We start from the raw sequence: 4,168 nt of genomic DNA, 5'->3' as shown, positions 1-4,168 counted from the left end.
CCCCTCCTCCGCGACCAGTGAGATACCGGGAGCGCTCTGATCCGTGAGGGCGCGGAAACCGATGTAGGGCTCGTCCCCGGGTACGACTTCCTTGTCACCGAAGTCGAGGGCCCAGAACGCCCGTTCGTCCGTGATGGCCTCGCACACGGAGGGGTTGTAGCCTGCTTCGTCCCAGTGGTCGAGCAGCGTCTGCTCGGCGTCAGTGCGGTCACCGAAGATGTGGGGTGCCACGGTCTGCCGGTCCGCGACCGCATAGACGAGCGACGCCCCGGTGCGGGGATTGCCGACCACCACGTCGCCTGCCGGCACGAGATCGGGGACGCGTTCCAAAAGGGCGAGCTCGTCCGTGGTCAGGAGCGGGGACTCCTCCTCGAGCGCGAAGACCTCCCCCATGCGGATCTGGACCCCGGCCAGGGTGCCTCCCTGCGTCCCCACCCCGAGCAGGAGGACGACGGCCGCTGCGGTGATCGGATGACCGGTGAGCCGGGGGATCGCCTGGCGGACCCGACGCGCGGCCGGGAGGCGCCGTCGGGCCCCGATGCTGTGGTCGGCCGGCGCCAGCTGCGTGCCGAGCACGCGCAGCCGGCCCGTCACCCACTCGGCACCGAGGACGCTCAGGGGGAGCGTGACGACGGGAAGGAGGGCGGCGAGGCGGAAGCTGTCGTTGTACCAGACCCCCGTGAGGAAGGTGCGGAACCAGCCGAGGTTCCAGCTCGAGACGACCATGTACAGCACGCCGGCGATGACGAACATCATGAGGACCCACCACAGGTCCCGGAACTGCCGGGCCGCGACGTAGATCCCGGCGACCGTCAGGACCAGGAGGATCCAGGCCGTGGTCGCTCCCATCGGCGCACTTCCGAGGATCTCGCCGATCGCGCGGGCATTGGTCTGGAACGGGGTCCACGGCGCGAAGGCCAGGGACGGCCGGACCTTCAGCCAGGCGACGAGCGTGACGCCTGCGTAGAGGACGAAGACGACGCCCCACAGTACGGGGCGTGCGTGCCGGTCCGCCCCGCCGTGGCGGAACCGGAACTCCCGCACGGCTCGTCCTGCGACCACGGGACCCGCGAATGCCAGGAGGGCGAGCAGCGTGCTGGGATGGGCGAGCGCGAGTCCGGGCAGTACCGCGGCGGTGAGCAGCCCTGCGGAGATGGAGAGCGTCCGGCGACGCTCCGGCGTCATCCCGAGGGCTTCGATGACCAGGCCCAGGGCAGCGGGCAGCAGGGCGATGGCGGCGTGGTTCGGGTAGAGGACCCCGAAAGCGACCATCAGGTAGGGGAACCCGCTCATCCCCGCGCACAGGACACCGGCCGCGAGCAGGGGGATGGCCCGATAGCCGATGACCCGGCTGATCAGGAACACGCAGGAGAGCGGCCACACGACGGCACCCAGGAGGATGGTGCCCACGTTGACGGCGACGGGCACGGAGACGCCCGTCATCATGACGACGAGTGCCATGAGGTCGTGCATGGCTGCGGGATAGAAGGCCTGGGAGGCTTCCGTCAGGTTCCCCAGGGTCAGCGCGGAGCCGTTCTGCGTCTCCGCGATGTGCTTGACCGCGTTGAGGTGGTAGACGTTGTCGAAGGTCTGCGAGAAGTTCTCGGGGGAGCCGAAGCCTGCGATGTAGCGGGACCCGATGATGATCGCCGGGAAGGCGACGGCGACCGGGACCAGCAGTCTCCGGACCCAGGTGGGAAGCCCGTTGCCGTCCATCGGCCGGTTGTCCACCAGTTCGACGTCCCCGAAGCGGCGGACGGAGCGGAGGCCGGCGGACCCGTTCCGTCCGAGCAGCCGTCGGGCGAGCAGCACCACCGCAGCCAGGCCCAGGGAGAAGAGGAGATAGGACACCGGAGTGAACCCGACGCCGAGATAGGGCAGCACGACGGCGAGGCACGAACCGATCGACATGGAGATCGGGGCCGACAGGGCGACGAGGGCGACCCGCCGGACACCGGCGGCTGCGAGGACGACAAGCCCCGGCCCGAAGAAAACGAGTACCGCGCCAGCGAAGGCAGGGGCTGTAGCCCACCAGCTCATATGGTCAATCTCCTCGTCGTATTTCTGAGGTCCACGTTCCGAGGACACAGTGCTGGCCCTGTAAGAAGATGGTCACCCTCCGTGGCTCTCCGGAGCCAGGACGCCCGGTGGCCTGCTTGAGACGCGACAGACCACGGTCGGCGGCTCTCGAGCGCTCAGCACCGAGGTCGCGACGCCTATTGCTATGATTGCACACCATGGGTAAGAGACCGCCTTCCGGCATCCTGATCGTCATGCCTGCCTGGAATGAAGCAGAGGCGATCGGTGACACCATCAGGGACATCAAGCGGGTGGAACCCGGAATGGACATCCTCGTGGTCGATGACGGATCACGGGACGACACGGCGAGGATCGCAGAAGAGGCCGGGGCCGTCGTCCTGAGGCTCCCCTTCAACCTCGGAGTCGGCGGCGCCATGCGCACCGGTTTCAAGTACGCGCTCCGCAACGGCTACTCGGGTGTGATCCAGGTCGATTCGGACGGACAGCACATGCCGGAGGACATCGCGAAGGTCCTCCAGGGGCTCGAGAGAGCCGACATCTCGATCGGCGCGAGGTTCGCCGGCAAGGGGGAGTACCAGGCCAAGGGGCCGCGCCGCTGGGCGATGTCGCTCCTCGCCAGGGTCATCTCGCGCGTCGCCGGTACCAGGCTGACCGACGTCACCTCCGGTTTCCGCGCCGTGAACCGGCGGGGACTGCACCAGTACATCGAGCACTTCCCGGCGGAGTACCTCGGAGACACGATCGATTCGCTCGTCGTCGCCCTGAAGTCGGGCTGTACCGTGACACAGGTGCCCGTCGAGATGCGCGTGCGCCAGGCCGGTACTCCCAGCCAGAGCCCGTGGAAAGCATCCATCTACCTCGCGCGGTCGGGCCTGGTCCTGTGCTTCGCCCTCGCCCGCAGAAGAACCCCGCGTGACTACCAAGCTCCCTCGACCGGGGACATAGCAGGAGAAGGACCCGTACCAGCATGAGCGTGGCATTCTCACTCTTCTCCTCGATCCTGATCGTCGCCGTCGTCCTCGTGATGCTGCGCAACGGGAAACTGCGCGAGAAGTACGCGATCCTCTGGCTCGTCATCGGCACCCTGACGATCGTCCTGGCGCTGTTCCCCAGTCTCCTGGAATTCGCCGCCGACGCGGTCGGCGTGATCGTGCCGTCCAACCTGCTCTTCGCGCTGTCCATCCTCCTGCTCGTGGGCGTCTCCCTGCACGTGTCCCGCGAGCTGACGATCCTCGAGGACGAGACGCGGATCCTCGCCGAAGAGGTATCGATCCTCCGGGCGGCAGTCGAGCGGCTGAACAACCCGAAAGCCACCCCTGTCCCTCGGCACGGGGCCGAGAACCCGATGAACTTTGACCAGCAGAGGAAAGATTGATGACTATAGACGTGATGTTCCCCTATTACGGGGACGTGGCGATGATGAAGGCGGCAGTACAGTCCGTCCTCGACCAGGACCACCGGGACTTCGTGCTGACCATCGTGGATGACGGGTTCCCCGACGATTCACTGCCGGCCTACTTCAAGGACCTGACGGACTCGGACGACCGCGTCCGGTACTTCAGGAACGAGGTGAACCTCGGCGCGAATGCGAACTACCGGAAATGCCTGTCCCTGATCGAGCACGACTACGTCGTGATCATGGGCGCGGACGACCTGATGCTCCCGAACTACCTCTCGGTGGTGCACGAGGGTTTCTCGCGCCAGTCCGTGGACATCATCCAGCCGGGCGTCGAGGTGATCGACGAGAACGGGACCGTCTACCAGCCGGTCGGTGACCGCGTGAAGAGCTACCTCCGGCGCCGGCTCGTGGGGGAGAGCGCGAGCGCGGTCGTGGCAGGGGAACCGCTGGCAGCGAGCCTCCTCACGGGTGACTGGCTGTACTTCCCGTCCCTCGCCTGGCGGTCCGAGGCCATCACGCGCCACAGCTTCAGGGAGCAGTACGACGTCGTCCAGGATCTCGCCCTTGCGACCGACATCATCATGTCGGGCGGGAAGATGCTCGTCCTGGCGGAGACCTGCTTCCAGTACAGGCGCCACCGCGAGTCCGATTCGTCCGTGCGTGCACTCGACGGCCGGCGCTTCGCCGAGGAGCGTGCCTTCTTCGACGAGTGCGTGAAGGACTTCCAGC

4 protein-coding genes are annotated in these 4,168 nt (G+C 67.1%); 3 read left to right on the top strand and 1 reads right to left on the bottom strand.

From position 1 onward, the window contains the following. Positions 1 to 2,040 (bottom strand): DUF6541 family protein (locus CVO76_RS15620; RefSeq protein WP_208740044.1); only part of this gene is annotated, 2,040 nt, incomplete at its 3' end. Positions 2,041 to 2,237: 197 nt separating this feature from the next. On the opposite strand from CVO76_RS15620, the gene CVO76_RS15615 reads away from it, so the two are divergent. The 3 genes from CVO76_RS15615 to CVO76_RS15605 all read left to right on the top strand — a co-directional run. Beyond that, complete coding sequence (locus CVO76_RS15615; RefSeq protein WP_244186040.1) at positions 2,238 to 3,011, top strand: glycosyltransferase family 2 protein; 774 nt, start codon at positions 2,238 to 2,240, stop codon at positions 3,009 to 3,011. After that, entirely contained in the window at positions 3,008 to 3,415 is a 408-nt protein-coding gene (locus CVO76_RS15610) for a DUF2304 domain-containing protein (protein ID WP_133080916.1), read from the top strand. The genes CVO76_RS15615 and CVO76_RS15610 overlap by 4 nt, the downstream gene beginning before the upstream one ends. Next, a partial coding sequence (locus CVO76_RS15605; protein WP_208740043.1) for a glycosyltransferase family 2 protein occupies positions 3,415 to 4,168 on the top strand: 754 nt, incomplete at its 3' end. The genes CVO76_RS15610 and CVO76_RS15605, both read left to right, overlap by 1 nt.

The sequence above is a fragment of the Arthrobacter agilis genome, from assembly GCF_002953615.1.
In the GTDB taxonomy this organism is placed as follows: Bacteria; Actinomycetota; Actinomycetes; order Actinomycetales; family Micrococcaceae; genus Arthrobacter_D; species Arthrobacter_D agilis_B.
Note: the sequence above shows the minus strand (reverse complement) of the source record. Positions and strands in the feature narration are given on the sequence as shown.

Coding starts and splice junctions, on each gene's coding strand:
- CVO76_RS15610 (WP_133080916.1), top strand. CDS start 3,008: ATGAGCGTGGCATTCTCACTCTTCTCCTCGATCCTGATCGTCGCCGTC.
- CVO76_RS15615 (WP_244186040.1), top strand. CDS start 2,238: ATGGGTAAGAGACCGCCTTCCGGCATCCTGATCGTCATGCCTGCCTGG.